The following is a 2,741-nucleotide window of genomic DNA, read 5'->3' as shown; positions in this document are numbered from 1 at the left end:
TGGGAGTTGAAATGAAACCTTCGTCCACAAGACCGTCACAGTTATCGTCTATATTGTTGCAATCTGTATCATCACCGGTAATTTCACCTTCAACACAGGTATCTATCTCTGTTCCGCCGAAACACATCAACATCCCCTGTGCCAGACATGCCCCGGTCCCGCAACTTGTCTCTGTGGGAACATAGTGCTCATCTTTGAGGCCGTCGCAGTCATCATCGATATTATCGCAGTTGATATCAACAGCTGCCGGCGCCTTTGGCTGGCAGCTGTCCATAACCGAGCTTTCTTCGCAATACGTCTCGCCTTCGCTTTCGCAAGCCCCCACACCGCAGGAGATCGCCGACTGCACAAAACCTTCGTCGGCAGGTCCGTTGCAGTTGTCGTCAATTCCATCACATGTGGTATCGCTTGGAGCGGGCGTGCCGGGTGTGCAATTATCGATTTCATTGCCGCCGACACATGTCAAAAAGCCATTCGCCATACATGCGCCGACACCGCATTCGATCGGTGTAGGCGGGTAATCTTCGTCAGTTGCGCCATTGCAATCGTCGTCAATCGCGTTACAGGTTGCATCATTTTTGGCTGGTGCGCCGGGCGCGCACGCGCTTTTCTCTACGCCGGCAATACAAGCTGACATTGCTGTTGCAAAACATGCGCCAATGCCGCATGTGATCGATGTGGAAACATAATCTTCATCAGCTACGCCATCGCAATCGTCGTCTATTCTGTCGCATGTTGCATCATCCGAAGCGGGCGGGCTCGGCATGCAACTGTCTTTTGCTACGCCATCCTCGCAATATGTCTCGCCTGTGCTTTCACATGCTCCCGTACCACATTTGGTTGATGTGGGTTTGTAATCTTCATCGGCTGTGCCGTCGCAATCGTCGTCTATGCCGTCGCATGTAGTATCGCTTGGAGCAGGCGTGCCGGGTGCGCAACTATTGACTTCGGCTCCGCCAAAGCACGTTATCAAACCATTTGCCATGCACGCGCCAACGCCGCAAAAGCTGGACGTAATTACGTAGTTTTCGTCGGCCACGCTATCGCAATCGTCGTCTACATCATTACATGTGGCATCGTTTGCGGCTGGAACGCCAGGCACGCAACTATCCTCAACAACGCCGTCTTCGCAATACGTCTCGCCTTCGCTTTCGCAAGCCCCCACACCGCAATCGGTGGGCAAAGAATCGTACAGGCCCGGCGTACACGCACATCCTTCGTCTGTATGATCATCACAGTTGTTATCAAGGCCGTCGCATATCTCTTCTTCAGGCTCAATAACTTCTGCGTCGCATTCGGTCGATTTTCCATCTTCAGAGCACACATATTCGCCGATCGAATAGCAGATGCCAACCCCTATTGAACATTCTTTTCCGAGTTCCAAAAAGATCTCGTCGGCGGATCCGTCTCCGTTATTATCTAAACCGTCACATTCTTCAATATCGCAGGCATCGCCAATCCCGTCATCGTCCGAATCTTTTTGATCCGCATTTTTGACAAGCGGGCAATTATCTTCTTCGTCTTCTACCCCGTCACCATCGGTATCAAGCGGCGGAGAGGTTTCATCTGTATCTTGCTCGTTGTCGGAAGGGATATCGGGAAGGTCAACATCTGCGGTAGCTTCTGAGTCCGCAGGGTCCGTTTCTGAATCTACAGAAATTTCTTCTGGCGCAACGTATTCATCTATGACCTCATCGCTTCCGTCAATAAAGACATCGGACCATTTTATATCGTTGTCGCCCAACGTGGTATCATTTGTGCTATCGGTGTTTACATCTTTGAGGGCATCGGGCGCGACATATCTATCGGCGTCAAACCATGCGTCTGGTGTGGCATCATATCCTACATCAGCTCCGTCAAAATTTGACAGAGGATCGTCGTCTCTAATAGGCGCATCTATAAGAGCGTCTATCTCGGGACCGCTTATTTGGGGTGTTCCGCAACCGCCCATTATATCTCCCATGCAAAAGATCGCAAACCCTTAAACTCTTTGAATTCTCCCTAACACAAACAGTATCGGTTGAACATTAAAAAAGTTGCGTATAAAATCAAGAATTGTTATGGGCCCTTTTGTGCATACAGTATATTTGGGCATAGGCTCGAACCTGGGCGATAGAGAGAAGAACTGCGAAAAGGCGACCAAACTGCTAAAGTCGTCTAGCATCGCAAAAAACATAATAATATCAAAGTGGTATGAAACTAAGCCGGTTTTGCCGCCCCCTTGTCATTCTGAGCGCAGCGAAGAATCTGCTGGATCAAACTTTATTCACGAGATTCTTCGCCCCCTCAGGGCTCAGAATGACACTCCTCCGTTTATTAATGGTGTGGCTTATCTAGAGACCGAGCTTACCCCCCGCCAATTATTGGAAGCCCTGCACGAAATAGAATCAAGCCTGGGAAGGATCAGGACCGGTGAAAAATGGGAGCCCCGCACCATTGACATCGATATTCTTTTCTACGATGATATCGTTCTGAACGAACATGACCTAAAGATCCCCCACCCCGAGGCGCACAAAAGAATGTTTGTGCTTGAACCGCTTTGTGATATAGCGCCGTTACTTATTCATCCGGTCCTTAAAAGGACCATAAGGGAGTTCAAGGAGGCATTATGAAGATATTCATCGATAGCGCAGACATTAACGAGATCAAGAAGGCAAACGCCATGGGGCTGGTGGACGGGGTCACAACAAATCCTTCGCTAGTTGCAAAGACTGGCCGCGACTTTAAGAGCGTGATCAAAG

The 2,741-nt window shown here is 49.7% G+C and carries 2 protein-coding genes and 1 pseudogene (1 of these 3 cut by a window edge); 2 read left to right on the top strand and 1 reads right to left on the bottom strand.

The window, feature by feature from the left end:
- A partial coding sequence (locus COV46_06855) for a hypothetical protein (GenBank protein PIR16766.1) occupies window positions 1-1,963 on the bottom strand: 1,963 nt, incomplete at its 3' end.
- 109 nt (window positions 1,964-2,072) lie between these two features.
- Here COV46_06855 and folK point away from each other — a divergent pair.
- A complete protein-coding gene (gene folK, locus COV46_06850) occupies window positions 2,073-2,612 on the top strand; it encodes a 2-amino-4-hydroxy-6-hydroxymethyldihydropteridine diphosphokinase (GenBank protein ID PIR16801.1) in 540 nt (179 codons plus the stop codon).
- Window positions 2,609-2,741: pseudogene (locus COV46_06845) on the top strand (fructose-6-phosphate aldolase); it runs 418 nt beyond the window's last position. The gene folK and the pseudogene COV46_06845 overlap by 4 nt, the downstream one beginning before the upstream one ends.

The sequence above is a fragment of the Deltaproteobacteria bacterium CG11_big_fil_rev_8_21_14_0_20_49_13 genome, from assembly GCA_002796305.1.
Classification (GTDB): domain Bacteria; phylum UBA10199; class UBA10199.
Note: the sequence above shows the minus strand (reverse complement) of the source record. Positions and strands in the feature narration are given on the sequence as shown.